This is a genomic window from Pantoea deleyi (genome assembly GCF_022647325.1).
GTDB lineage: Bacteria > Pseudomonadota > Gammaproteobacteria > Enterobacterales > Enterobacteriaceae > Pantoea > Pantoea deleyi.
Genome location: NZ_CP071407.1, coordinates 343,083 through 367,717 on the forward strand (window position 1 = coordinate 343,083; position 24,635 = coordinate 367,717).

The following is a 24,635-nucleotide window of genomic DNA, read 5'->3' on the forward strand; positions in this document are numbered from 1 at the left end:
AACCTTACAATCGTGGTCTATGGTTTAGCGGCTGCGGTTTCTGCCGCTGCACGGATCTTTTTCGGCTTCTTATAGCTTTCTTTTCCACATTTTCTGAACACCGTTTGCGGCTGCGAAAGCTATAAGACTCCTTCACTGAAGTACCTGAGGAGAATATGGACACCAGAAACTCATCGTCTGAACACCCTAAGAAACATTTCTGGAACAGGAAGCCTAAAGAGCTGACTGTGGATGACATTACCGTTATTGATAATGACATGCTGAAGCGTGCGGTTGGCGCGGCGGCATTAGGTAATGCGATGGAATGGTTCGACTTCGGGGTGTACAGCTATCTCGCCGTCATTATCGGCAAAGTCTTTTTCCCCGACGCCAACAACGCGGTGCAGCTGATCGCCACTTTCGGTACCTTTGCGGCGGCCTTCCTGGTGCGCCCGATCGGCGGACTGGTATTTGGTCCGCTGGGGGATCGCATCGGCCGACAGAAAGTGCTGGCAATGACGATGATCATGATGTCGATCGGGACATTCTGTATCGGGCTGATCCCGGCTTACTCGTCAATTGGCATCATGGCACCGATTCTGCTGCTGGTGGCGCGCCTGGTTCAGGGCTTCTCCACCGGCGGTGAGTATGGCGGCGCAGCGACCTTTATCGCGGAGTACTCCACCGATAAACGCCGTGGCTTCATGGGCAGCTTCCTGGAGTTCGGCACCATCGGCGGCTACCTGCTGGGTGCCAGCCTGGTGACGGTCATGACGACCCTGATGTCGAACGAAGCGATGATGTCCTGGGGCTGGCGCGTGCCGTTCTTCATCGCCGCGCCGCTGGGCCTGTTCGGTCTCTATGTGCGACTGAAGCTGGAAGAGACCCCGGCATTCCAGCAGCACATGGAAAAGCAGGAGGCGCTGGAGCAAAGTAAACCGCGTCTGACGCTGATGCAGATGCTGAGCAAATACCGTGCGCCGATGCTGAAATGTATTGGTCTGGTGCTGCTGTTTAACGTCTCCAACTATATGCTGACCTCCTACATGCCGAGCTACCTGACCGGCGTGCTGGGCCTGCCGGAGCTGAGCGGTCTGCTGCTGGTGATGGTCGCCATGTTTGTGATGATGCCGCTGACGCTGCTGTGGGGTCGCTGGACCGACCGCATCGGCCGTCGTCCGGTCATCGGTTTCGGCGCGGTGGGTCTGATCCTGCTGGCTATCCCGAGCTTTATGCTGATCGGTTCCGGTAATATGTGGGCCGTCTTTGGCGGTCTGCTGATTCTGGGTGTGCTGCACACCTGCTTCAGTGGCACCATGCCTTCGACGCTGCCTGCGCTGTTTACCACTGACATCCGTTACAGCGCCCTGGCGATCGGCTTTAACCTCTCGGTGTCGCTGTTTGGCGGCACGACGCCGCTGATTACCGCCTGGCTGGTGGATACCACCCAAAATACCATGATGCCGGCCTACTATATGATGGGCGCGGGCATTATCGGTCTGCTGACCATCCTCACAGTGCGTGAGACGGCCCGCCAGCCGCTGACCGGATCATCCCCGGCGGTAGCGACCAAAGCGGAGGCGCATCGTCTGATCGACAAGCTGCGCAAGCGCAACAAGCCCGCCGCCACACCGGCAAAATAACGCTTCCGACACCCTGCGCTGCAGGGTGTTTTTTTATCACTTAATCCCCCGATCGGGTGACCGCATTTAACTGCCGGAAACGCGCCACTTTCGCCCGATTGCCACACAGCGCCATGCTGCACCAGCGTCGGCGATGCGCTTTCGTCCGGTCATAAAACCAGAGCGTGCAGGCAGGATGCTCACAGGCACGCACCCTGCTGAAATCCTCCTGCGTCAGCAGCAGCGCGGCCTGCTCCGCCACCTTACCCAGCCGCTGCTCTGCATTCTGACCCGCGTAGATTCGCCTGATCTGCCAGACACCCTGCTCTTCAGTGAGCTGCAGATGACTGGTGGCCTGATTCAGCCAGCCATTCAGCGCCTGCCAGTCCACGCGCTTACCCGCTTTCTGCTGCTGCACGCTGTCGCGAATAAGCTGGCGCAACTGCCGCGCGGCCTGCAACAGCGCACCTTCGGCCCCGTCTGACGCCGGTTCATCGGATGCCAGTCCGGCCTGCGTCAGCCAGGCGTCCACGTCCCGATCGGTTTGCCAGAAATCGTGCGGCGCGCCCTCGACGATGGCCTCGGTGTTGATGAAATCCAGCGCCGGATGATCGGCCAGAAACCACGGCCCCTGGCCGCTGTGTACCTGTGTGTCACTCATGCTACTGCCTCCTCTCATAATGCGGTTTCGCCCCGGCGCCTGCTTTCAACCCCGATTTTAGCAGGTACCTCGGGTGATGTAACCCTTATAAATTCATTTGACAGGTTACAGCCTGGCGACCTACCCTGATTATGTAACCATATAAATCCCAATTTACCAGTTACAGGAATCTCCTATGAGCGCACACTCTGTTTCATACCGCTATCAGCAGGCGGACGGCGTTAACGTTTTCTACCGCGAAGCGGGCGATCCCTCCCTGCCGGTGTTGCTGCTGCTGCACGGCTTTCCCGCCTCATCACATCAGTTCCGGAATCTGATCCCGCTTCTGGCCGATAAGTTTCACCTCATCGCCCCCGATTTACCGGGTTTTGGATTTACAGAGGTCCCGGCTGAACGCCACTATTCGTGGACATTTGATGCACTCGGCCAGACGCTGACCGCGTTTGTCGATGCGCTGGGGCTGACGCGTTATGCGATGTATCTCTTTGACTATGGCGCACCGGCGGGCCTGCGGCTGGCGCTGGCCTATCCCGATCGCGTCACCGGATTAATTTCGCAGAACGGCAACGCCTATCTGGAAGGACTGGGGGAAGCCTGGGCGCCGGTGCGTGCGATGTGGGCGGACCCCAGCGAAGCGAACCGTCAGGTGGTCCGCGACAATGTGCTGACGGCGGAAGGGGTGAAATGGCAGTATCTGCATGGCGTCAGTGATCCACAGCAGGTCGCGCCGGAAACTTACACGCTGGACACGCTGCTGATGGCGCGCCCCGGCAACAAAGCGATTCAGCTGGCCCTGTTTCTGGATTACGCCAGCAATCTGGAACGCTATCCTGCGTTTCAGGCGTTCTTCCGCCAGCATCAGGTGCCCACACTGGTGATCTGGGGCAGGCACGATCCCTTCTTTATTCCACCGGGCGCAGCCGCCTGGCAGCGTGATAATCCGCAGGCGGAAGTAGAACTGCTCGACAGCGGGCATTTTGCGCTGGAGACGCATACCGACTATATCGCGTCGCGGATACGGGCTCGGTTCAGCGCAGAGTAGGCGATGTGCAGAGGCAGGTGGCTGCCTCTGCGGGGGCGTTGCTATTCGTTGCTGAAACGGCCGACCGTGCTGGCCGCGCCCAGCGCGTGGCCTTTAAGCTCGGCGACCAGCTCTGTCTGGGTCAGGCCCGCTTTCAGCTGGCCCACCGGCAGATCGGTGGCGATGAGGACGAAGTTGTAGTGATGCAGGCCGCTGCCCGCCGGCGGACAGGGCCCATAGTAGTGCAGCGTGCCGGGGCTGTTTTTACCGCCGGTATAGCCCTTGCCCTGCGTCAGTGCCCCCTGAGCGAATGAAGAGCGGCTGGCGGGAATGTTATAGGCCACCATGTGCGTGACGCCCAGCCCTTTCGCCCCGACCGGATCGGTCATCAGCAGCGCCAGGCTGCGGGTGCCGGACGGAACGGCAGACCAGTTGAGTTCAGGAGAAACGTTCTCACCGGTACAGGAAGGATTACTTTTATTGGCACCGGCAAATTTCTTATCCAGTAGCGCATTGTCACTGAAGTCTTTCGATTGCAGCGTAAATACCGACGCCGCCAGTGTGGTCACGGGCAACGCTGCCAGTATCGTCGCGCAGAGTAATTTTTTCACCAGCCACTCCTTATCAGATTAACCCGGACACGCATGCCCGTGCAGATTGCGTTGCAACCTGCTTACTATAACGGCTTTCGCGCCGTTGGCCCGGCGACCCGCCCGTTTCCTGCGAACGAAACGCCAGATCTATGATCGTCGTCGCGCTCAGCCGGGCGCCCGGCTGCATGACCCGCTGCCGCCGGGCGCGTCGGCGCGGACAGGAAAATGGGTGCTGTCTGGCCGGTAAAGGAGGGCTGACCGGCCCATTGCCTGCCTGGCCGCGGCTGAAACTCACTGCTGCTTCAGTGCCGCGAAGACCCGGGCAACCGCGACCGCGCCCGGATCCGGCACGCCGTTGAGATTCGCGCTGTTGAGATAAGACGACCGCCCCGCATTGGCTTTCCCCATCCCGGCGGTGGCGTCACTGCCCTGCTGCGCCGCGTCCGCCGCCGCCGCCAGCGATTTGCCCGCCACCAGCGCTTCGATAGCGGGCTGCAGTGCATCGATCATCGTGCGATCGCCCGGTCGTGCGCCGCCATACTGCTTCATCTTTTCCAGCCCCTGCTGTAACGCCTGCGGCAGCGTATCCCCTTCAGCCAGCTGCTGCGCCGCTGCGGTAAAGAAGATCGCCATCAGCACGCCGCTGGAGCCGCCCATCACCGTCGCCAGGCGTTCACCGGTCACTGCCAGCAGGTCGGGCAGCGCATTCAGGGGCAGTTGATGATCGGCGCATTCCCGCTGGATCTGGCGTGCGCCGACCGCAAAGGTGGAGCCTGTGTCGCCATCGCCCACCTGGGCATCCAGCCTGTTGAGTTCGCTTTCGCTGGCAATCAGGGTATCGCAGATAGCGTTAACCATCGCCGCTACGCTGGGGTTCGCGGAGGGTTGCACGGGCTGCGCGCTGGCCTCACGGGTCACCACCACAGGTGCCAGCGGCGCGATCTTCACGGCGTTAACCCAGCCGGTGACCTCGACCGGCGCGCAGATCGCCTCCTCCAGCAGCGGGTTGAGCGTCAGGCGGGTGACTGAAAAGCCTTTCATATCCAGCGCGGTCATCAGCGGAGCCGGGCCGATCAGATAATCACATGGCTGGCTGAGCGGCGAGGCGATCAGGTCACGCGTCACCAGGCTCATCTCCAGCGCAGACATGCCGCCAAGATTATTGACCAGCAGCGCGCATCGCTGGTCAGTACCCGGCATTACCTTCTCCAGCAGATGCTGCACAATCGCCTGCGCGTTCTGCGTCTGCATGACATCCACGCCCGGCTCGCCATGGATCCCCAGTCCCATTTCCACGCTGCCCTCAGGCACGCGCTGACCGCTCTCTTCATCTGGCAGATGACAGCCGGAGAGCGCCACACCCATGGACGCAATGGCCTGGCTCGCGGCCTCGGCCGCCCCGGTGACCGCCGCCAGATCGTCACCGCGCTCTGCGACAAAACCCGCCACTTTGTGCACCAGTAACGTTCCCGCTACCCCGCGCGGCTGCGGATTGTCCGGCAACGCCACATCATCCCCGACAATCACCATATTGACGCTGAAGCCCGCTTTGCGGGCTTTCTCGGCTGCCAGACCGAAGTTGAGCCGATCGCCGGTGTAATTTTTCACAATCAGCAGGCATCCCGCCTCACCGGTCAGATGAATGATGGCGTTATAGACGGCGTCAACGCTGGGCGAGGCAAACACATCGCCGCAGACGGCCGCCGTCAGCATCCCCTTGCCGATGAACCCGACGTGGGCCGGTTCATGGCCGGAGCCACCCCCGGAGATCAGGGCAACCTGCTGCTTCTGCCAGTCACGACGCATCACGATGCGGATGTGCGGATCGACCTGCAGCCGGACCAGGTTCTGCCACGGGCTGGCGTAAATCATGCCATCTAACGCACTGTCGACGAGATCATCCTTTTTATTCATTACGAATCGGGTCATATCTTTCCTCATGGGCGTGTCGGGTAACAGATAAACCAGTGTTGCACACCGCCGGCAACAGTGAGACATCCGTAGCCGGAGGGCGACCGCCCGGAAGCGGGTTAAACGCGCCTGGCATGTACGATTTTTTGCTAATTTATTGATTAATATCAATTGGCTTTGTCAGGAATTGAGAAGTTTCACGCAGAAGCAGCCCTGATAATGGCAGAGGGTAAAAAAATCATTTGCTGACAGAGGATGTTCTGATGACGCACCGTATGATTCTGAATGAAACGGCCTGGTTTGGTGCCGGTTCACTGCACCATTTACCGGAAGAGGTCAGCCGACGCGGGATGCGAAAAGCGCTGATCGTCACCGATAAAGCGCTGGCAGCAGCCGGGGTGCTGCAGCGGGTAACCGATCTGCTGACTGCCCACCAGCTGGCGTGGGCGGTTTATGATGAGGTCGTGCCGAATCCGACGATTCGCACGGTGCAGCAGGGTGTCGCGGCGTTCAGAGCCGCGGGTGCCGACTACCTGATCGCCGTCGGCGGCGGCTCCCCTCAGGATACCAGCAAGGCGATCGGCATCATTATCACCAATCCCGGCTTTGAAGATGTGCGCAGTCTGGAAGGAACTGCCCCCACCCGCTTTGCGGCCGCCCCGATTATCGCCATCCCCACCACGGCCGGTACGGCGGCGGAGACGACGATTAACTATGTGATCACCGACGAGGAGAATCGGCGCAAGTTTGTCTGTGTCGATCCGCACTGCATCCCGAAAGTCGCGATTATCGATGCGGAGATGATGATGACGATGCCCGCGTCGCTCAGGGCGGCCACCGGTATCGACGCCCTGACCCATGCGATTGAGGGATACCTCACCCGTGACGCCTGGGCGATGAGCGATATGCTGCATCTCAAAGCAATAAAGATGATCAGCCAGTCACTGCGTGGATCGATGGCGGGCGATCCGGAGGCGGCCGAGCAGATGGCGCTGGGGCAGTATGTGGCCGGCATGGGCTTTTCCAACGTCGGCCTGGGCCTGGTGCATGGCATGGCCCATCCGCTGGGCGCCTTTTACAACGTTCCGCACGGCGTGGCGAATGCCATTCTGCTGCCTGAGGTCATGGCCTGGAACGCCCCCTGCACCGGCGAGAAATATCGTGACATCGCCCGCGCCATGGGCGTCAGGCAGGCGGACTCGCTGCCGCTGGAGGCCGCGCGGGAGGCGGCCGTCGCTGCCGTGCGCCAGCTCTGTCGCGATGTAAACATCCCCCTTTCACTGCGTGATGTCGGCCTGCAGGAGGCGGATATCCCCGCACTGGCGCAGGCGGCGCTGGACGATGTCTGCACCGGCGGCAACCCACGCGCGCCCGATCTGGAGGCCGTGATGGCGCTCTACCGTCACAGCTGAACCCGCGCTGACAGGCTAAAAGCCCGCCCGCAGAGGCGGGCTTCTGGTCTGCAGATCCGGGGAAATTGCGGCGTTTTCGCCAGAAGTTACCAGCTGGCGCTGGCGCCTGCCTGCGGGGGTTTCAGGGGCGTTCAGCCGCCGGTTTTCAGCCTGAAATCGCCCGCGATAATGTCAGCGCACGGCCCTGCTTTCTTTAGATGCGAAACCCTGTCCCACTTGATCTGGATCACAAAAATCCGCATCATGCGCAGCAAAACCTGACTGACGCTGCGGAGAGAACAATGACACTGTACCAGGGTATGCTTATTTTTTATGCCGTTGTTGCACTGTTCGCTACGCTAATCACCTTCTTCATCGCCAAAGATAAGCTGAGCATCAAACTGCTGAGCGCCTTTTTAGTCGGCGCAACCTGGCCGATGAGCTTCCCTGTGGCGCTGATGTTTGCGCTGTTCTGACTGACTGAACACCGTTTTACACCCGACGCCGGTCAGGTGCCCCCGACCTGCACGCGGCGATCACCGGCGTGATGCTGAAGGCGGACAAGACGCGGAGCTGCCTCTTCTCAGTGTGGTGATACTGGCTTCCTTCTCCATGCCTGCGGTGCTCCGGGGCATGCCGGAAAACCGTACCGCCGGCTGAAACCCGGCAGCAGACCTGCCAGCCCGGCGCCATACCCCGTCAGAACGACGGTGGTCACGTTCCCGAATCCGCCTTCCATTCGTTCTGATTTTGTGAATCCTGTTACAGGATTAGATTTACGCTATTTCATCGCATAACAAGGCTTTACACTCCGCTAACCGGTCAGTAAAGTAGCGCCCAGACATCAACTCTGATGCGTAAGCGTTAACGTCAACCAACGCCCCCCGCAGCACTGCTGCCTGTGATGATCCCTGCCATGATGCCTGAACAGCACCGAGCCCGACCTCACGCTGCGTTTTCCAGCGCCTCCTTTTTCTTATTCGTTCTGCTTCTCACCGTGGCGAACCTGCGGGCGCCGATTACCGTCACCGGACCGGTTTTACAGGATATCTGTCAGACGTTCGGTCTGAGCGCCGGTGAAGCCGGTCTGTTTAACTTCATTCCGCTGATGCTGTTCGCCCTGCTCGCGCCGCCAGCCGCCTGGCTGGGCAACCGCATCGGCCTCGTGCGCAGTTTATGGGGCGCCCTGTGCCTGATCACCGCCGGTTCGCTGCTGCGCGGGTTGTCAGCCGAAGCGGCGCTCTGGGGCGGCACGCTGTTGCTCAGCGCAGGCATCGCCGCCGCTAACGTGCTGCTGCCGCCGCTGATCAAACGCGACTTTACCGCGCACACCGCCCGCTACATCGGCCTGTATGCCGCCACGATGTCGATTACCGCCAGCCTGGCCTCCGGCATCGCCGTGCCGCTGAGTCAGATTTCAGCAGCGGGCTGGCGGCTCTCGCTGGTGGTGTGGGCGCTGCCCGGGCTGGTGGCGCTGTTCGCCTGGCTGCCGCTGTTACGTCAGCAACAGCCTGCCTCAGCCACTGCGGCGGCCCCGATCCCGCAGCGCCACCCCTGGCGCTCAGCGGGCGGCTGGCACATCGCCCTGTTTATGGCGCTGCAGTCGCTGGCGTTTTATACCCTGATCGACTGGTTCAGCCCGTTTGCCCAGGACAGGAGGTTCAGCCAGGCACAGGCGGGCTGGCTGCTGTTCTGGTATCAGGCGGTCGCCATTGTCGCTAACCTGGGCTGCATGGTGGCGCTGAAGCGGGTAAAGGATGCCCGGATCACTGCGTTTGTGGCCTCCTCTGGCATTTTTCTCGGCCTGCTGGGCTTGCTGCTCTATCCGCAGTGGGCCATCCTCTGGCTGACGCTGGCCGGGCTGGGAGCAGGCGCCTCGCTGGTGCTCTGCCTCTCGCTGTTTAACCTGCGCGCAGGCAGCCATCGTCAGGCTTCACAGCTCTCCGGCATGGCGCAGTGTGTCGGCTATGCGCTGGCGGCGCTCGGGCCACTCTTTTTCGGCGTCCTGCATGAGCAGAGCGGAAGCTGGACGCTGCCCTTTGGCATGCTGACGCTGCTGAGCCTGCTACAGATGCTGCTGGCACCGCTGGCGGCGCAGTCAAAACCCATCAGCTAAGGGCGATCTGCCGCTGATACTATTAATGGCAGTTCGCTGATGCGCGGCATCGCGGGCGGCCCGTAACAACAGGAGAAAGGTGCGTGTCTGAACTGAATAATGCTCTGCTGCAGGAAGTGCTGGATCAGGTGCGTCCGCTGGTTCATCAGGGAAAAGTGGCGAACTACATCCCTGCCCTGGCGGATGTGGCGGCGGACAATCTGGCCATTGCGGTCTGCCTGCGGGATGGCACGCTATTTCAGGCGGGCGATGCAGAAACGCGCTTCTCCATTCAGTCCATCTCCAAAGCGCTGTCGCTGACGGTAGCGCTGACCCGTTATGACGACAGTGAAATCTGGCAGCGGGTCGGCAAAGAGCCGTCCGGTCAGCCCTTTAACTCGCTGGTGCAGCTGGAGCTGGAACAGGGCAAGCCGCGTAATCCCTTTATCAATGCCGGTGCGCTGGTGATCTGCGATCTGCTGGAAACCCGCCTCACCGCGCCGCGTCAGCGGATGCTGGAGATCGTCAGGCAACTGAGTCAGCAGCCCGATATCAACTACGACCGCCACGTTGCCCGCTCGGAGTTCGAGCACTCTGCGCGCAATGCTGCGATCGCCTGGCTGATGAAGTCTTTCGGGAATTTTGATAACGATGTCACCAGCGTGATGCAGACCTACTTCCACTACTGCTCGCTCTCAATGAGCTGCGTGGAGCTGGCGCGCACCTTTATCTATCTGGCAAATCAGGGCCGGATGCTGGATGGCAGCGAGATGATCACCCCGCGTCAGGCGCGGCAGATCAACGCGCTGATGATCACCAGCGGCATGTACGATGGCGCCGGCGAATTTGCGTGGCGGGTCGGGATGCCCGCGAAATCCGGGGTCGGCGGGGGGATCATTGCTATCATTCCGGGCGAGATGAGCATTGCCGTCTGGTCGCCGGGGCTGGACAGCGCAGGTAACTCGCTGGCGGGCACCGCGGCGCTGGAGTTACTGACCGAAAAGCTGGGCCGCTCGATATTCTGAGGCTGGCCTGCGCCTGGCCGCTCAGGGTGGCAGACGGAGTCCAGCCGCCTGGCGGGCGGCGGTGAACGACTCCGCCAGCCAGCGGTCAGCGTTGCAGAGGCGGTCGTGACCGCCCTGCTGCTGCGATGGGCTTAGTGCCCGATCTGCGCTAAATCTTCCTCTTTCAGCCCGGTCAGCTTCAGGACGACAGGGCGCTCCACACCGTTCTGCAGCATGGCGAGGGCAATTCTCAGCGCGGCTTTGCGCTCGCCGATCTGCTCAAGCTGCTGTGCGATAGTCATCAGGGCATCTCCATGTTGTGGCACATGTTGTGCCAGCTCCCGAACAAAGGCTTCGGCATCAGCCGTTTCGCCCGCCTGCACCATGTAGTGTACCAGCGAAACTATCTGCGCTGAAGAGTGATAGCCCTTCAGCAAAACGGACACCAGCTTCTCCATCAGTTCCGCCAGATCCCGCTGTCGGATATGCTTCTGTAACAGGGTCAGCGCGGCCATGCGGCGATGTTGCATAATCTCATCGTCCGGAATGACCGTCACATCCACCAGCGGAAAACTGCGGCTGTAAAGCCTCCCTGCCAGCCGGGCATCGTCGAACTCATCCAGCCAGCGGGTGGAATAGGGATAGGGTGAGCGGCGGCCAGCGTAGTAGAGCATGGGGATCACCAGCGGCAGTCTTTTATGGCCGCTTTCCAGATGGCGCTGCATAGCCGCAATGGCATAACGCATCAGGCGAAAGGCCATGTGCCTGTCGGGCACAGACTGATGCTCAATCAGCACATGGATATAGCCCTCGCCCGCCGTGGTTTTAAGGCTGTAAAGCACATCGCTGAAATAGTGCCGGAGATCCGTTTCAACAAAGGAGCCCGACTCCAGTTTCAGCGTGCTGAGATCACAGATTTCCCGCAACTCCGGCGGCAGATGCAGCCTCATAAAGTCGCGGGCAATATCCGGCTGCGTCAGAAACTGCCGGAAGGTCGCATCATGCGGTGTGGGTGTCCCCGCTCTTTTAGTCATCAGCCAAATCCCTTTTCCTGCAGTTCTCTGCGACGGCGTGTTCCTGAGCCATGCGACATCCGGTTCGGTTTATAAAACGGCAGGGACGACGACGTCGCCCCGATTGTGTCTGTCTAAACTGGCGCAACCCGGCAGGCACAAGCCTGCGTCGTCCACCTCATTGGAACGTGTAATGGCTGCCGTCTGAACAGGCTCTCTGCTTAATAGCCTGATTCACCCGCAGGGTAAAAGGGTCTGGCTGGATTTTTCGAGACGTGCCGGAAGATTAACGGCAGACGTGAGCGCCCTGCGTGACGGGCGTGTTTGCGCCTGCCCGGGCATTTCTTAGCCGCCGGCAGGCGATCCGGCGCCTGAGCGCTGGCTTCAGCGCACGAGATTTACGGGCTGGCCCTGAACAAAGGCCGCGATGTTGGTCATCACGCCCGACACCAGGTTCTCCACGCCGCTGCGGCTGGCCCAGGCGATATGTGGCGTCAGCAGCAGCATCGGCAGGTCGGCCAGCAGCGGATTATCTGCCGCCGGGGGTTCGCTGCTCAGCACATCCAGCGCCGCGCCGCCAATCACGCCCTGTTTTAACGCCGCCGCGAGATCGTCCTCGTTAATCAGTCCGCCGCGGGCAGTGTTAATCAGTTGCGCGTGAGGTTTCATCTGACGCAGCGCCTGCCGATCGATCAGCTGGCGGGTCTGTTCGCTCAGAGGACAGTGCAGTGAGATGATATCGCTGGTCGCCAGCATCTGTTCAAAGCTGACGTAACCCTCGCGTACCCGGTCTCTGCCTTTACGCTCGGCGTACTGCACCTGCATCCCCAGCGCCTGCGCCAGCTGTCCGACCGCCTGACCGATATCGCCTTTCCCGACGATCCCCAGCGTGGCGCCCGCGATATCCTGAATCGGCTGACGATGCAGGCAGAAATGGGCAGCCTGCGGCCAGTCGGTGCGGGTGTTCAGGGCATATGCCATCAGCTGACGGCGCAGGGCAAAAATCGCGGCAATCACAGACTCGGCGACGCTCTGCGTGGAGTAACCCGGCACGTTACTGACCAGGATGCCGCGCGCCCGGCAGGCGTCGAGATCGATACAGTCATAGCCGGTGGCCGCCACGCAGATGAAACGCAGCCCGGGCAGTTGGTCCAGCGTATCGGCCCGCAGCGCCACCTTATTGGTGATCGCCACCGTCGCACCGGCCAGCGCGGCGACGACATCACTGGCTGAGGTCTGCGGGCGAATTACCCAGTCGGCCTGCACCTGGCCGGTGGGCAGGGAGAGAGGCACGGTTTCACCATCCAGCATCACAATTTTCATATTTCGTCCCTTATGGATTCCGATTAAACGCAGCCAGCGCTTTAATGTTATTTGTATGTGTTTACCGGGTAACAGTTAAGTTAAATGATGCTGAAATTAAAGTGAATATGTTCAAAGAGTGCGAATTTTTTCGCATCCAAAGCCACTTTATTTAACGCTTTTATCCCCTTCGCGTTACACTGCCGCCCTGAATTCTGACCCTGTTACGTTCACTGAAATAATGCCGAGATCTTCACTCAGACAACGCCTGACTGCCTGTATTGCGATACTGGCCGTGCTGCTGTTGTTTGTTGCGCCGATGATCTCGAAGAATCTCGCGGCGCATCACGCCATGATGGCGGATAGGCCGGGTATGTCCGCCATGAGCGCAGAGATGCCGATGATGCATCATCATGGCGAGATGCCGATGGCGGATCCTGCCGCCGGCGACATGGGGTTCGCCTGCGGCTACTGCGATCTGCTGGTGCATGTGCCGCTGATGCTCTGGGTCTTTATCCCCTTTATCTGGTGGATGTGCCTGATCAGCCGCGCGCCACCTGCCCCGGCGCCCGCCGTCCCCCGTCGGCGGCGGCAATGGCGTCTCAACAGACCGCGTGCCCCGCCCTTTTTGCGTCACACTCACCGCTGAATAGTTCGATTAAGTGACAATGTCACCTGATCGCCGTTATCTTTTGAAAAGTGTGGAATGCTATGTCCTCTTCACAGGAAATGTCTCCTGCGCCACGCGGCACGCTGTTTAACCTGCTGCGTCGCCTGCATTTTTACATCGGCCTGTTTATTGCGCCGTTTATATTTGTCGCTGCCCTTACCGGGACGCTCTACGTCCTGACGCCGCAGCTGGAAAAGGCCCTCTATCATGATGCCCTGACCGCCGAACCTCAGGGTGCGGCCCGGCCGCTGTCCGCCCAGATTGCCGCTGCCCGCGCGCGCGCCGGTGACGCCGCGTACATCTATGCCGTGCGGCCTGCGCCCGGTCCACAGGACACGACCCGCGTGCAGTTCAGCGGCCCGGAACTGGGTCCGTCAGAGTCGCGCTCGCTGTTTATCGATCCCTACACCCTTCAGGTAAAAGGAGATATGACGGTCTATGGCACCAGCGGCGTGCTGCCGCTGCGGATGTGGCTGGATCAACTCCATCGCGGTCTGTTGCTGGGTGATTTTGGCCGGAACTACAGCGAACTGGCAGCCTCATGGCTGTGGGTTGCCGCCCTGGGTGGCCTCGTTTTATGGGCAGGCACCCGGCCACGCAAACGCACCAAAGCTCGTCGCGGGTTTGCAGCTATCCGCCACTGGCACGTCACGCTGGGGCTGCTGCTGGCGGTGGGGCTGGTGTTCTTCTCTGTGACCGGGCTGACCTGGTCACAGTGGGCGGGCAACAACATCGAAAAAATGCGCAGTGACTTCGGCTGGAAGACGCCGCAGGTGAACACCGCCCTGAACGGTGAAGCGCCTGCCGAAGCCGCCGATCCCCATGCCGACCATCGCGGCACGATGACCGGGATGAACATGTCCGATATGACGATGCCCGCGAAAACCGTGGCGCCGGTCGTGCAGAATCAGCCGGATGCCCGCTGGGATCGGGTGCTTGTCGCCGCGCGCGAGGCCGGACTGGATGCGGCAAAACTGGAGCTGCGTCAGCCTAAAAAGCAGGATCAGGCGTGGACGGTGTCTGAGATCGATCGCCGCTGGCCCAGCCAGGTCGATGCGGTGTCAATCAATCCTACCGATTTCAGTGTGGTGGATCGGGTGGCGTTCGCCCACTTCCCGCTGGTGGCAAAACTGACCCGCTGGGGCGTGGATGCGCACATGGGCGTGCTGTTTGGCCTGGCGAATCAGCTGATCCTGGCATTTTTTGGCTTTGGCCTCTGTGCGATGATCGTGCTGGGCTACCGGATGTGGTGGATCCGCCGCCCGGCGGTGCCGCAGCTCAGCCCCGCGCAGACGCTGCTCGCCGCCTGGCTGGCGATGCCACGCTACGCGCAGGGCACCAGCCTGATCGTGATGCTGGCGCTGGGCTATGCGCTGCCGGTGATGGGGGTAAGCCTGCTGCTGCTGGTACTGCTGGATATCCAGCGCTGGCGCAGCGCCCGGCGTGCCCGGATCGTCCGCGTGGATACGGCACCCGATAAGCAGTCTCCGCTGGCTATCGTTCAGTCACGCTTTGCCGTGAAGCGCAAAGAGATGCGTTACTTCCTGCGCAGCGTGACGGTGCTGGCGCTGATCGTGATTTCGGTGATGGCCAACGCGATGATTGGTGGCGTGATCGACCAGTATCAGATCCCCTTCAGCCACTGGTCGCTGACCATGTATATGACCCAGGCGATGATGATCCTGCTCTACTCCACGGTCTTTACCGGACTGCTGTCGATTCCGCTCTGGTACTTCTTCCTGGGAGAGAGCGACGAACAGGGTAAATAGTCCGCTCAGCGGCTTTTGTTCGAAATAACTGACGAAGCCGGGCAATCATCCCGGCTTCTCATTTTCCGTCCGGAGTCTATGATCGAGTGAACTCCTGTTAAAAAAGAGCAAATCATGAACATTGTGCGTGCAAACCCCGAACAGCTGTTTGAATACGGCCCCTTTACTGTCCGTCGTCAGCGTCCCGGCGAGGCTTTAAGCCCCCTGCTCAGCGTTGACCTGATGTCACTGAAACTGGATGCCCGGATGCCGATGCAGCAGCATCAGGATGAAGAGGTGTTCACCTACCTGTGGCGCGGTTCGATGCAGCATCAGGACAGCAACGGCGAGCGGACGCAGCTCTCGGCAAAGCGGGTTATGGTCGTCAATGCGGGCGAAGGCGTGCAGTACGAGGAGTCGGTGCCACTGTTTGAGGCGGAGCTGCTGCAGGCGGTTATCCGGCCTTCTCAGCCCGGCGGCGAGGCGATGACCCAGGTGCTGGAGCGCGATCAGGGGATTATGACCAACGGCTGGACCGAGCTTGCCGGGCCGGAAGCGTCCGATGCCCCGCTGGAACTGCGTCAGGAGGCCTATATTTATGACACCCTGCTGGAGCGCAACCAGTCGCTGGATGTGCCCGCAATGCCGGGCTTTGTCGCCTGGCTGACGGTGCTGGAAGGCATTATCCGCGTCGGTAATCAGCGACTGGGCCGTGGCGATGTGCTTACCGGCTCCGGAAGCGGTGTGGAAATGACGGGCGAGCGTGATGCTAATCTGGTCTGTTTCCTGGTGAAACCGGATGGTCCGGCCTGAGAGACGGCGATCGCGCCACAGCCGCCTGAGTGCGCGATCAATCACCAGGTCGTGTACGCGGCGCGAATCACGCCCGCTGCAGGCGGGACGCGCGGCAACCGAAGCGAATTTTCCCTGCCGCGCGGATCCCGTTTTTTCCGCGCGACAGGCGGCTTAATGCCCGTTCTGCTGCTGCATCGCCTGTACCCGCCGGTAGGCATTATCGAACTGGCGCACATCGTCGCGCAGCCAGTGGCGCTGCGTCAGCGGGGCATCATCCAGCGCCTGGGGCAGCGGCACACCCGCCAGCGATCCCCGGCAGCAGAAGGCACGCGCCAGCGTCGGGGTATTGATGCCGATATAGCGGGCAAACTCGGGTAAGGTCATCAGTGCTTTGCTCATTTTACACCTCATGTTAATCAATCCATACCCGCATTTTCAGCCCAAATCTTTAATGCTTTTATTGATCTGAAACATGGATGTGGTACTAATCATCTGCCTGATGATCAGAAATGTTGCCTGCCGCAGACCGAGAAAAAGTGAGGAGCCCCGTGCGCCATTATGGATTGATGATTGCTTTACTGTTTTCCGGTTTCGCCACGGCGGATACGCTGAAGACGGGCCAGCCTGTTCCCCCGGTCTCGGTCGCCGAGAAAGGTGAGATGGTCTTAAACCAGGGCGACATTCACTATCAGCGCTGGAACAGTCAGTCACTCGCCGGCAAGGTGCGGCTGGTAATCCATGTTGCGGGCCGCCTTTCGGCGAAGGAGCAGAGCGCACCCCTGATCGACGCCATTCAGCAGGCCAGGCTGCCGCGCGATCGTTTCCAGACCACGACCATCGTCAATACGGACGATGCGCTGCCCGGTAGTGCCCTTTTTGTGGTGCGCAGTATCGCAGCCAGTAAAAAAGCAGATCCCTGGCAACAGTTCATTATCGACAGCAGCGGCGTCACCGCCCATCGCTGGCAACTCCAGCCTGAAAGCGCGTCGGTTCTGGTGATTGACCCCCAGGGTATTGTGCGCTTCGCTAAAGATGGCGCATTATCCACGGAGGATGTCGCCAGCGTGATGAAACAGCTGCGCGATTTGCTGGGCTGATTCACGCTCTGTTGTGCGCCCGCATACGCTGCAAAACGCGGAATGCGCCTGAATTCTCCAACATTTTTATCATCCTGAACTACGCTTAGTGGTAATGGATTCACCCGCCGTTTGTTAAAAACCTGCCCGCGATGCAAGGGCAGTCGGGGACGATAATTGAAGATGGCATCGAATCATTTCGACCTGCTGTGACTTCCTCTGTAGATAAGGACAGCCTTGATGACGGCCTGTGCAGAACAACACGTCAATTTCATACACAGCGATGCTGCCACTCTGTTGAACGACATTGAGCAACGGCTCGACCAGCTTTTACCGGTTGAAAGTGAACGTGACTTAGTGGGCGCCGCCATGCGCGACGGTGCGCTGGCACCGGGGAAGCGCATCCGTCCGCTGCTGCTGCTGCTGGCGGCGCGTGACCTGGGCTGCCGCGCTACGCCAGCCGGTCTGCTGGATCTCGCCTGTGCGGTGGAGATGGTTCATGCCGCTTCGCTAATCCTGGATGACATGCCCTGCATGGACGATGCGCAGCTGCGTCGCGGGCGTCCGACCATTCACTGTCAGTATGGCGAACATGTGGCGATTCTGGCTGCGGTAGCGCTGCTGAGTAAGGCGTTTGGCGTGGTCGCCGTGGCAGAGGGCCTGACCGCCGCCGCCAGAGCCGATGCGGTGGCCGAACTCTCTCACGCGGTCGGCATGCAGGGGCTGGTGCAGGGCCAGTTTAAAGATCTCTCCGAGGGCGATAAGCCACGCAGCGCCGATGCCATTCTGATGACCAACCACTACAAAACCAGCACCCTGTTCTGCGCCTCCATGCAGATGGCCTCTATCGTTGCAGAAGCCTCGGGCGAAGCGCGCGAGCAGCTGCACCGGTTCTCGCTCAATCTGGGCCAGGCTTTTCAGCTGCTGGACGACCTCACGGACGGCATGAGCGACACCGGCAAAGACGCGCATCAGGACGCGGGAAAATCGACGCTGGTCAATCTGCTCGGCCCGCAGGCCGTTGAAACGCGGCTGCGCGACCACCTGCGCTGCGCCGGTGAACATCTGTTATCTGCCTGCCAGGACGGCTATGCCACCCATCATTTTGTTCAGGCCTGGTTTGAGAAAAAACTCGCTGCCGTCAGTTAAGGATGCTGCATGAGCCACTTCGCGGTGATAGCACCGCCCTTCTATAGCCATGTGCAGGCGCTTCAGCATCTCAGCCAGGCCCTGATTGCACGCGGACACCAGATCACCTTTATTCAGCAGAGTGATGTCAGCACGCTACTCACCGATAGCCGGATCGGCTTTTTCCCGCTGGGCTTAACCACCCATCCGGCGGGCAGCCTGGCGCACACGCTGCAGCTGGCGGCCCATCCGCTCGGCCCCTCAATGCTGAAACTGATCAATGAGATGGCCCGCAGCACCGATATGCTCTGCCGCGAATTGCCGGGGGTGCTGAACACCCTGGCGATTAATGGCGTGATTGTCGACCAGATGGAGCCTGCGGGCGCACTGGCGGCCGAGGCGCTGGCGTTGCCCTACGTCTCCGTCGCCTGTGCGCTGCCGCTGAACCGTGAGGCCGATTTCCCGCTGGCCGTGATGCCGTTTGAGTATGGTCACAGCGATCAGGCGCGCGAGCGCTACCGCGCCAGTGAAAAAATCTATGACTGGCTGATGCGCCGCCACGACCGGGTGATCGCCCGCCACGCTCAGGCGATGGGCGTGGCGTCACGGGAAAAACTGCATCACTGCTTTTCACCGCTGGCGCAGATCAGTCAGCTGATCCCGGCGCTGGATTTCCCCCGCCAGGATCTGCCCGACCATTTCCATTCGGTGGGGCCGCTGCGCGCCACGGAGATTCCCGCAGCCGCCGCACAGCCCGGTTACTTCGCCGACGACGGCCGACCGCGCATCTTTGCGTCGCTTGGCACGCTGCAGGGACACCGCTACGGCCTGTTCAAAACCATCGTCCGCGCCTGTCAGGAGATCGACGCGCAGCTGTTGCTGGCGCACTGCGGTCGCCTGACGCCTTTCCAGGTGGAAAAACTGGCGCAGGCGAGCCATGTTCAGGTGATCGACTTTGCCGATCAGGCGGCGGCGCTGGCCCAGGCCGATCTGGCGATTACCCACGGCGGGATGAACACGGTGCTGGATGCGGTCACTCATCTCACGCCGCTGCTGACCCTCCCGCTGGCGTTTGATCAGCCCGGTGTGGCCGCGCGGGTGGTCTGGCACGGCATTGGCCGCCGTGCCTCGCGCTTCACCACCAGCCACTCGATGGCCCGTCAGTTGCAGACCCTGCTGGCCGACGACAGCTACCGTCAGCGAATGAAAACCCTGCGCGATGCGCTGCATCAGGCGGGGGGAACGGCCCTGGCGGCGGACATTGTCGAGCAGGCGATGCGCACCCGCCAGCCGGTCAGCGCCAGGAGAGAATATGCCACGGTATGATCTGATTCTGGTGGGTGCCGGGCTGGCTAACGGCCTGATCGCCCTGCGCCTGCGCCAGCAGCGGCCAGCACTGCGCATCCTGCTGATTGAGGCCGAAAGCGAGCCGGGCGCCGGTCACACCTGGTCGTTTCATGCCGACGATCTCACGGCGAGCCAGCATCGCTGGATCGCCCCGCTGGTGGCGCACCACTGGCCCGGCTATGAGGTCCGGTTCCCCCAGCGCCATCGCAGCCTGAACAGCGGCTACTTCTGCGTCACCGCCGGGCGCTTCGCACAGGTCATGCGCGACAGATTCGGCCCGGACCTGCTGCTGAACACCCGCGTGGCCGACGTCGCCTCGCATTCGGTCACGCTGGAGGATGGGCGCGTACTGGAGAGTGACGCGGTGATCGATGGCCGGGGCTATCAGCCCGACAGCGCACTGCGCATGGGCTTTCAGTCGTTTGTCGGTCAGGAGTGGCGGCTCAGCGAGCCGCATGGCCTGACCGCCCCGATCATCATGGACGCGACGGTGGATCAGCAGGCAGGCTATCGCTTCGTTTACAGTCTCCCCTTTTCAGCCGATACGCTGCTGATTGAGGATACGCACTATATCGACCACGCTACGCTGCAGGGCGATCGCGCCCGGCAGAATATCCGCGACTACGCCGCGCAGCAGGGCTGGCAGTTAGCCACGCTGCTGCGCGAAGAACAGGGCGCATTGCCGATTACCCTGACCGGTGACATCAACGCCTTCTGGCAGACGCGTGACCTGCCCTGCAGCGGTCTGCGCGCCGGCCTGTTCCATCCCACGACCGGTTACTCTCTGCCGCTGGCGGTGTCGCTGGCGGATCGGCTGGCGGCAATGACGTCATTGACGACAGAACGCCTGCAGGCCGCCATTGAGCAGTTCGCCCGCCAGACGTGGCAGCAGCAGCGCTTTTTCCGCATGCTCAACCGTATGCTGTTTCTCGCCGGACCGGCAGACGGCCGCTGGCAGGTTATGCAACGTTTTTATGGCCTTCCCGAAGGTCTGATTGCCCGTTTTTATGCGGGAAAACTCACTCTGCCTGACCGGCTACGCATCTTAAGCGGCAAACCGCCGGTTCCCGTGCTGGCCGCGTTACAGGCTATTATGACCCCTCACCGTCAACAGGCGATGCAATGAACAGAACTACGGTAATTGGCGCAGGCTTTGGTGGCCTGGCACTGGCAATTCGCCTTCAGGCGTCAGGCATTCCGACCCGACTGCTGGAGCAGCGTGACAAGCCTGGCGGCCGGGCCTATGTCTACGAGGATCAGGGCTTCATCTTTGATGCCGGCCCCACGGTGATCACCGATCCCACTGCTATCGAAGAGCTGTTCATTCTGGCGGGCAAAAAACTGTCTGACTACGTCGAGCTGATGCCGGTCAGACCGTTCTATCGCCTCTGCTGGGAGTCCGGCAAGGTCTTCAGTTATGACAACGACCAGCCCGCGCTGGAAGCGCAGATTTCCGCGTTTAATCCGCGTGACGTCGAAGGCTATCGTCGCTTCCTGGACTATTCGCGCGCGGTGTTTGCAGAGGGCTATCTCAAGCTCGGCACCGTACCGTTTCTCTCGTTCCGCGACATGCTGCGGGCCGCCCCCCAGCTGGTGAAACTGGAGGCGTGGCGCAGCGTTTACAGCAAAGTCGCGAGCTATATCGAAGATGAGCATCTGCGTCAGGCGTTCTCGTTCCACTCGCTGCTGGTCGGCGGTAACCCGTTTGCCACCTCCTCGATCTATACCCTGATCCATGCGCTGGAGCGGGAGTGGGGCGTCTGGTTCCCGCGCGGCGGCACCGGCGCGCTGGTTCGGGGCATGGTGAAACTGTTTGAAGATCTGGGCGGCGAAGTGGAGCTGAATGCCAGCGTTGCCCATCTGGAAACGCAGAATGACCAGATTACCGCCGTCCATCTGCAGGATGGCCGTGTCTTCCCGACCCGTGCCGTTGCCTCGAATGCGGATGTGGTGCACACCTATCGCGAGCTGCTGAGTCAGCATCCGGCGTCGGTGGCGCAGGGGAAAACCCTGCAGAATAAACGCATGAGCAACTCGCTGTTTGTGATCTACTTTGGCCTCAATCATCATCACGATCAGCTGGCGCACCACACGGTCTGCTTCGGTCCGCGTTACCGCGAATTAATCGATGAGATCTTTAACAGGGATGCGCTGGCAGAGGACTTCTCGCTCTACCTGCATGCCCCCTGCGTGACCGATCCTTCGCTGGCCCCGGAAGGCTGCGGCAGCTACTACGTGCTCGCACCGGTTCCGCATCTCGGCACCGCCGATATCGACTGGGCGGTTGAAGGCCCGCGCCTGCGCGATCGCATCTTCGACTATCTGGAACAGCACTACATGCCCGGCCTGCGCAGCCAGCTGGTGACGCATCGCATCTTTACGCCGTTCGATTTCCGCGATGAACTGAATGCCTATCAGGGTTCGGCTTTCTCGGTAGAGCCAATTCTGACGCAAAGCGCCTGGTTCCGGCCGCATAACCGCGACAAAAACATCCGTAACCTCTACCTGGTTGGCGCGGGCACCCATCCCGGCGCGGGTATCCCTGGCGTGATTGGTTCGGCCAAAGCGACCGCAGGATTAATGGTGGAGGATCTGGCTTGAATAGTCCGTCACTGCTCGATCATGCCGTAGAGACGATGGAGGTCGGCTCAAAGAGCTTTGCGACGGCCTCGAAGCTCTTTGATGCCAAAACGCGGCGCAGTGTGCTGATGCTCTATTCGTGGTGTCGTCACTGTGACGACGTGATTGACGACCAGGTGCTGGGCTTCAGCAATGAGACGCCGTCGCTGCAGTCTGCCGAACAGCGTCTCTCTCAGCTGGAGATCAAAACCCGTCAGGCTTATGCCGGGTCGCAGATGCATGAGCCCGCCTTTGCCGCCTTTCAGGAGGTGGCGATGGCGCACGATATCCTGCCCGCTTACGCCTTCGATCATCTGGCGGGCTTTGCGATGGATGTGCAAGAGACCCGCTATCTGACGCTGGATGATACGCTGCGTTACTGCTATCACGTCGCGGGGGTGGTGGGCCTGATGATGGCGCAGATTATGGGCGTGCGCGACAACGCTACTCTGGATCGCGCCTGCGATCTCGGTCTGGCGTTTCAGCTGACCAATATCGCCCGGGATATCGTGGAGGATGCGGAAGCGGGACGCTGTTATCTGCCCGAAACCTGGCTGGCGGAAGAGGGTCTGACGCGGGAGAACCTGGCCGACAAAGGACACCGGCAGGCGCTCAGCCGCATCGCCCGGCGACTGGTGGAGGCCGCTGAGCCCTATTATCATTCGTCATCGGCAGGGCTGCCTGACCTGTCGCTGCGTTCGGCGTGGGCGATCGCGACGGCCAGACAGGTCTATCGCAAAATCGGCATCAAAGTGGTCGCGGCGGGCCCGGCGGCGTGGGACCAGCGCCAGTCCACCAGCACGTCAGAGAAACTGGCGCTGCTGATGGCGGCCTCCGGTCAGGCGGTTACTTCCCGGATGGCACGTCCTGCTCCGCGCCCCGCTCACCTCTGGCAGCGCCCCGTTTAGCGCCGTGACGCGCGCGCAGCGTCGCCTGCAGTTTTGACAGCGGCGGCGCATAGAGAAAACCAAACGAGACACACCCCTCTCTGCCACGCACCGCATGATGCATGCGGTGCGCCATGTAGAGGCGGCGCAGGTAGCCCTGACGCGGCACGTAACGGAATGGCCAGCGCTGATGCACCAGCCCGTCATGCACGATGAAATAGAGCAGGCCATACAGCGTCATCCCTGCCCCAATCCACTGCAACGGCCAGATACCCGTGCTGCCCAGATAGATCAGCAGAATCGACAGGCCGGCAAACACCACGGCATAGAGATCGTTGACCTCGAACCAGCCCTTATGCGGTTCATGATGTGACAGGTGCCAGCCCCAACCCCACCCATGCATGATGTATTTATGTGCCAGCGCAGCCGTAATCTCCATACCGATCACGGTGACCAGAACAATCAGGGCATTCCACATCCACAACATAATCTCTCCCGTATAAACATCCTGCACGGTGGCGCAGCGGTTCAATTTTAACAGAGATTGTGGAAAACGGCGGATCGGGTTTAGCAGGTTTTAACGATGACTGCCAGTGACGTGTTGGCATACAGAGAGGTCAGCGTGCATCGCCCCCGTATGCGGGGGGCGCGCTGCGGATGCCTTAGTTATAGATAAGGTTAAAGGTCACCGTGCCATCGGCTTTACCGGCCATGACCTCGCCGCCGGTCTGAATATACTGCGCGTTAAACGCCATCGATGCCGCCTGATCGGGCGAGGCGACCGTGGTCAGCACCGGCAGCTGATCCGGCGAGACATTCAGCGGCACCCGCTGTCCTTCCGGCACCTGCAGCCCTGCGCCATAGGTCAGGGCGATCCCGACACCGGAAGCCACATTAGTCTGCGGCGTCAGTTTGATCGCATCTTTATCCTCCGGGGTCGTCATCCCGAAGAAGCCCACTTTGACCGCGGCACTGTGCTCACATTTCACCTGAATCTGAAAGCCTCTCGGGTTGCCGCCCCGGCTGCCCACCCCCCGGAAATCTGTCCGGCTGACCTTGCCCAAATCGACATTGATCGAAGCGCGAGAGGTGACCACGGCGCAGCTGCCATACTGCACGGTAAAACTCGACAGAAAGATCTGCGGCTTATCGTTGATGGGCTGACTGCTGGCGGCACTGTCACCCACCTTCAGGCTGGCGGTGCCGATGCTCACCTCATGAATACTGGCGGGCTGATTGCCGGGATTGAGGGGCGATCCCTGACCCGGAATTTTATAAAAGACGATATAGGGCTGCAGATTGAGGTTTCTGGCTCCGTTGATCTGCGGATTCACCTGAGAACTGCAGACGGAGCTGGTCTGGTTTTTACCCGTGGTGTCAGAGAAGGCTGCGTTGCAGAAGGTCGGCTCTTTAAAGCCCAGCGCGAAGCCCACGCTGTCCAGACCGGCAATGCGATAAATGGGCGTATTGTGCCCGCCAGCGATGTTAGTCTGCAGTCCCGACTCTTCGGCGTTGATTTCAAAGCCCAGATCTTTGTAGTTATACCCCTGCTCACCGCTGTTTTTGACGCAGGTAAAGACGTTGTTGATCTGCATAGGCATCTGGGCCGAAATCGGCGTGCCATCTGCTGCACCGGGCACAAAATTGACGTTATGTACCTGTACCACGGCCTGAGACTCGCCCTGACAGGACTCCTGTCCGAAAGCCGGCAGGCAGAAAAGAGCCGGGACAACGAGCGCGCCCCCTGTAAGTAATCGCTGAACTGATTTCATT

General features: G+C 60.7%; 23 protein-coding genes. 15 read left to right on the top strand and 8 right to left on the bottom strand.

The genetic code is table 11. The features are described 5' to 3' along the window. Positions 1–155: 155 nt before the first annotated feature. Entirely contained in the window at positions 156–1,622 is a 1,467-nt protein-coding gene (gene proP / locus J1C59_RS20825; RefSeq protein WP_128086137.1) for a glycine betaine/L-proline transporter ProP, read from the top strand. A 40-nt stretch (positions 1,623–1,662) separates the two neighbouring features. Here proP and J1C59_RS20830 read toward each other — a convergent pair whose 3' ends face one another. After that, on the bottom strand, positions 1,663–2,262 hold the full coding sequence (locus J1C59_RS20830; RefSeq protein WP_128086138.1) for a CGNR zinc finger domain-containing protein: 600 nt from the start codon (positions 2,260–2,262) through the stop codon (positions 1,663–1,665). A 175-nt stretch (positions 2,263–2,437) separates the two neighbouring features. Between J1C59_RS20830 and J1C59_RS20835 the strand changes: the two genes are divergently transcribed. Beyond that, positions 2,438–3,304, top strand: a complete 867-nt coding sequence (locus J1C59_RS20835) for an alpha/beta fold hydrolase (RefSeq protein WP_140916902.1) — start codon at positions 2,438–2,440, stop codon at positions 3,302–3,304. Positions 3,305–3,345: 41 nt separating this feature from the next. On the opposite strand, the gene J1C59_RS20840 is transcribed toward J1C59_RS20835, so the two are convergent. Together J1C59_RS20840 and J1C59_RS20845 are read right to left on the bottom strand one after the other, a co-directional pair. Next, the gene (locus tag J1C59_RS20840; protein WP_128086139.1) at positions 3,346–3,894 is read right to left on the bottom strand and encodes a YbhB/YbcL family Raf kinase inhibitor-like protein; all 549 of its coding nucleotides are present in this window, start codon (positions 3,892–3,894) and stop codon (positions 3,346–3,348) included. Positions 3,895–4,167: 273 nt separating this feature from the next. Continuing rightward, positions 4,168–5,805: a dihydroxyacetone kinase subunit DhaK gene (locus J1C59_RS20845; protein WP_140916903.1), complete on the bottom strand. Its 1,638-nt coding sequence runs from the start codon at positions 5,803–5,805 to the stop codon at positions 4,168–4,170. A 245-nt stretch (positions 5,806–6,050) separates the two neighbouring features. Here J1C59_RS20845 and fucO point away from each other — a divergent pair, with 245 nt between their 5' ends. From fucO to glsB, 4 genes are all read left to right on the top strand, one after another. Further along, positions 6,051–7,199 carry a lactaldehyde reductase gene (gene fucO / locus J1C59_RS20850; protein ID WP_140916904.1) on the top strand — a complete coding sequence of 383 codons (1,149 nt, stop codon included), beginning with the start codon at positions 6,051–6,053 and terminating at the stop codon, positions 7,197–7,199. Between the two features lie 281 nt (positions 7,200–7,480). Further along, entirely contained in the window at positions 7,481–7,654 is a 174-nt protein-coding gene (locus J1C59_RS20855; protein ID WP_009093071.1) for a GhoT/OrtT family toxin, read from the top strand. 440 nt (positions 7,655–8,094) lie between these two features. Beyond that, the gene (locus tag J1C59_RS20860; RefSeq protein ID WP_140916905.1) at positions 8,095–9,294 is read left to right on the top strand and encodes a CynX/NimT family MFS transporter; all 1,200 of its coding nucleotides are present in this window, start codon (positions 8,095–8,097) and stop codon (positions 9,292–9,294) included. Between the two features lie 83 nt (positions 9,295–9,377). Beyond that, positions 9,378–10,298: a glutaminase B gene (gene glsB / locus J1C59_RS20865; protein WP_128086808.1), complete on the top strand. Its 921-nt coding sequence runs from the start codon at positions 9,378–9,380 to the stop codon at positions 10,296–10,298. 131 nt (positions 10,299–10,429) lie between these two features. Here the strand turns inward: glsB and J1C59_RS20870 are convergent, their stop codons facing one another. After that, positions 10,430–11,311 carry an Rpn family recombination-promoting nuclease/putative transposase gene (locus J1C59_RS20870; RefSeq protein ID WP_140916906.1) on the bottom strand — a complete coding sequence of 294 codons (882 nt, stop codon included), beginning with the start codon at positions 11,309–11,311 and terminating at the stop codon, positions 10,430–10,432. A 363-nt stretch (positions 11,312–11,674) separates the two neighbouring features. Further along, positions 11,675–12,613, bottom strand: coding sequence for a D-2-hydroxyacid dehydrogenase (locus tag J1C59_RS20875; RefSeq protein ID WP_140916907.1), 939 nt, complete (start codon positions 12,611–12,613; stop codon positions 11,675–11,677). A gap of 220 nt (positions 12,614–12,833) precedes the next feature. On the opposite strand from J1C59_RS20875, the gene J1C59_RS20880 reads away from it, so the two are divergent. The 3 genes from J1C59_RS20880 to J1C59_RS20890 all read left to right on the top strand — a co-directional run bounded on the left by J1C59_RS20880 (position 12,834) and on the right by J1C59_RS20890 (position 15,823). Continuing rightward, on the top strand, positions 12,834–13,241 hold the full coding sequence (locus J1C59_RS20880) for a DUF2946 domain-containing protein (protein ID WP_140916908.1): 408 nt from the start codon (positions 12,834–12,836) through the stop codon (positions 13,239–13,241). 62 nt (positions 13,242–13,303) lie between these two features. After that, positions 13,304–15,031 (top strand): DUF2534 family protein, encoded by a 1,728-nt coding sequence (locus tag J1C59_RS20885; RefSeq protein ID WP_140916909.1) that lies wholly within the window; start codon positions 13,304–13,306, stop codon positions 15,029–15,031. Between the two features lie 114 nt (positions 15,032–15,145). Then, positions 15,146–15,823 carry a pirin family protein gene (locus J1C59_RS20890; protein ID WP_128086626.1) on the top strand — a complete coding sequence of 226 codons (678 nt, stop codon included), beginning with the start codon at positions 15,146–15,148 and terminating at the stop codon, positions 15,821–15,823. Positions 15,824–15,976: 153 nt separating this feature from the next. On the opposite strand, the gene J1C59_RS20895 is transcribed toward J1C59_RS20890, so the two are convergent. Next, positions 15,977–16,204 (bottom strand): hypothetical protein, encoded by a 228-nt coding sequence (locus J1C59_RS20895; RefSeq protein WP_140916910.1) that lies wholly within the window; start codon positions 16,202–16,204, stop codon positions 15,977–15,979. A 167-nt stretch (positions 16,205–16,371) separates the two neighbouring features. On the opposite strand from J1C59_RS20895, the gene J1C59_RS20900 reads away from it, so the two are divergent. From J1C59_RS20900 to crtB, 6 genes are all read left to right on the top strand, one after another. Further along, positions 16,372–16,902: a YtfJ family protein gene (locus tag J1C59_RS20900; RefSeq protein ID WP_128086627.1), complete on the top strand. Its 531-nt coding sequence runs from the start codon at positions 16,372–16,374 to the stop codon at positions 16,900–16,902. A 219-nt stretch (positions 16,903–17,121) separates the two neighbouring features. After that, on the top strand, positions 17,122–18,030 hold the full coding sequence (locus tag J1C59_RS20905) for a polyprenyl synthetase family protein (protein WP_140916911.1): 909 nt from the start codon (positions 17,122–17,124) through the stop codon (positions 18,028–18,030). Positions 18,031–18,039: 9 nt separating this feature from the next. Beyond that, positions 18,040–19,335, top strand: coding sequence for a glycosyltransferase (locus J1C59_RS20910; protein WP_140916912.1), 1,296 nt, complete (start codon positions 18,040–18,042; stop codon positions 19,333–19,335). Then, positions 19,322–20,482 carry a lycopene beta-cyclase CrtY gene (gene crtY, locus J1C59_RS20915; RefSeq protein WP_140916913.1) on the top strand — a complete coding sequence of 387 codons (1,161 nt, stop codon included), beginning with the start codon at positions 19,322–19,324 and terminating at the stop codon, positions 20,480–20,482. Before J1C59_RS20910 ends, crtY begins: the two co-directional genes overlap by 14 nt. Beyond that, positions 20,479–21,957: a phytoene desaturase gene (locus tag J1C59_RS20920; protein WP_140916914.1), complete on the top strand. Its 1,479-nt coding sequence runs from the start codon at positions 20,479–20,481 to the stop codon at positions 21,955–21,957. Before crtY ends, J1C59_RS20920 begins: the two co-directional genes overlap by 4 nt. Further along, complete coding sequence (crtB, locus tag J1C59_RS20925; protein WP_140916915.1) at positions 21,954–22,883, top strand: 15-cis-phytoene synthase CrtB; 930 nt, start codon at positions 21,954–21,956, stop codon at positions 22,881–22,883. The genes J1C59_RS20920 and crtB overlap by 4 nt, the downstream gene beginning before the upstream one ends. Here crtB and J1C59_RS20930 read toward each other — a convergent pair. Both J1C59_RS20930 and J1C59_RS20935 read right to left on the bottom strand, forming a co-directional pair. Further along, a complete protein-coding gene (locus tag J1C59_RS20930; RefSeq protein ID WP_140916916.1) occupies positions 22,822–23,349 on the bottom strand; it encodes a sterol desaturase family protein in 528 nt (175 codons plus the stop codon). The genes crtB and J1C59_RS20930 overlap by 62 nt on opposite strands. Before the next feature lie 175 nt (positions 23,350–23,524). Further along, positions 23,525–24,634 carry a fimbrial protein gene (locus J1C59_RS20935; RefSeq protein ID WP_128086588.1) on the bottom strand — a complete coding sequence of 370 codons (1,110 nt, stop codon included), beginning with the start codon at positions 24,632–24,634 and terminating at the stop codon, positions 23,525–23,527. Between the last annotated feature and the right edge of the window lies 1 nt (position 24,635).

Excerpts from the sequence above, each read along its gene's own strand:
- J1C59_RS20880 (WP_140916908.1), top strand. The coding sequence starts at position 12,834 with ATGCCGAGATCTTCACTCAGACAACGCCTGACTGCCTGTATTGCGATA.
- fucO (WP_140916904.1), top strand. The coding sequence starts at position 6,051 with ATGACGCACCGTATGATTCTGAATGAAACGGCCTGGTTTGGTGCCGGT.
- J1C59_RS20890 (WP_128086626.1), top strand. The coding sequence starts at position 15,146 with ATGAACATTGTGCGTGCAAACCCCGAACAGCTGTTTGAATACGGCCCC.
- J1C59_RS20855 (WP_009093071.1), top strand. The coding sequence starts at position 7,481 with ATGACACTGTACCAGGGTATGCTTATTTTTTATGCCGTTGTTGCACTG.
- J1C59_RS20885 (WP_140916909.1), top strand. The coding sequence starts at position 13,304 with ATGTCCTCTTCACAGGAAATGTCTCCTGCGCCACGCGGCACGCTGTTT.
- J1C59_RS20895 (WP_140916910.1), bottom strand. The coding sequence starts at position 16,204 with ATGAGCAAAGCACTGATGACCTTACCCGAGTTTGCCCGCTATATCGGC.
- J1C59_RS20860 (WP_140916905.1), top strand. The coding sequence starts at position 8,095 with ATGATGCCTGAACAGCACCGAGCCCGACCTCACGCTGCGTTTTCCAGC.
- proP (WP_128086137.1), top strand. The coding sequence starts at position 156 with ATGGACACCAGAAACTCATCGTCTGAACACCCTAAGAAACATTTCTGG.
- J1C59_RS20835 (WP_140916902.1), top strand. The coding sequence starts at position 2,438 with ATGAGCGCACACTCTGTTTCATACCGCTATCAGCAGGCGGACGGCGTT.
- J1C59_RS20845 (WP_140916903.1), bottom strand. The coding sequence starts at position 5,805 with ATGACCCGATTCGTAATGAATAAAAAGGATGATCTCGTCGACAGTGCG.
- J1C59_RS20930 (WP_140916916.1), bottom strand. The coding sequence starts at position 23,349 with ATGTTGTGGATGTGGAATGCCCTGATTGTTCTGGTCACCGTGATCGGT.
- J1C59_RS20920 (WP_140916914.1), top strand. The coding sequence starts at position 20,479 with ATGAACAGAACTACGGTAATTGGCGCAGGCTTTGGTGGCCTGGCACTG.
- J1C59_RS20910 (WP_140916912.1), top strand. The coding sequence starts at position 18,040 with ATGAGCCACTTCGCGGTGATAGCACCGCCCTTCTATAGCCATGTGCAG.
- J1C59_RS20830 (WP_128086138.1), bottom strand. The coding sequence starts at position 2,262 with ATGAGTGACACACAGGTACACAGCGGCCAGGGGCCGTGGTTTCTGGCC.
- J1C59_RS20905 (WP_140916911.1), top strand. The coding sequence starts at position 17,122 with ATGACGGCCTGTGCAGAACAACACGTCAATTTCATACACAGCGATGCT.
- J1C59_RS20935 (WP_128086588.1), bottom strand. The coding sequence starts at position 24,634 with ATGAAATCAGTTCAGCGATTACTTACAGGGGGCGCGCTCGTTGTCCCG.
- J1C59_RS20875 (WP_140916907.1), bottom strand. The coding sequence starts at position 12,613 with ATGAAAATTGTGATGCTGGATGGTGAAACCGTGCCTCTCTCCCTGCCC.
- crtY (WP_140916913.1), top strand. The coding sequence starts at position 19,322 with ATGCCACGGTATGATCTGATTCTGGTGGGTGCCGGGCTGGCTAACGGC.
- J1C59_RS20870 (WP_140916906.1), bottom strand. The coding sequence starts at position 11,311 with ATGACTAAAAGAGCGGGGACACCCACACCGCATGATGCGACCTTCCGG.
- J1C59_RS20900 (WP_128086627.1), top strand. The coding sequence starts at position 16,372 with ATGATTGCTTTACTGTTTTCCGGTTTCGCCACGGCGGATACGCTGAAG.